The organism is Brachybacterium sp. JB7, assembly GCF_003335205.1.
Classification (GTDB): Bacteria; Actinomycetota; Actinomycetes; order Actinomycetales; family Dermabacteraceae; genus Brachybacterium; species Brachybacterium alimentarium.
Window position 1 is genome coordinate 1 of the sequence record NZ_QPGN01000069.1, and the last position, 224, is coordinate 224.

1 pseudogene is annotated in these 224 nt (G+C 42.4%); it reads right to left on the minus strand.

Annotation, left to right across the window (positions count from 1 at the left end):
• Positions 1-224 (minus strand): annotated as a pseudogene (locus CIK81_RS18920) (septum site-determining protein MinD); the annotation flags it as partial.

Below are 224 nucleotides of genomic sequence, written 5' to 3' on the forward strand. Positions count from 1 at the left end.
ACGAGATCATCATAACACTGACCAGCGATAGAATCGGTATAATGAATGACTGGCTCACCATGGTTAGATGCTTCTAGAACTGAATGGCTTTCAGGAATCACACCAAGTAAAGGCACTTTCAAGATATCATTAGAAATGGTATCAATATCCATCATTTCATTGGCAGCGGCACGTTCGGCATTATAACGAGTGATGACCAGATGCTCACGGACTGAACCTTGGTT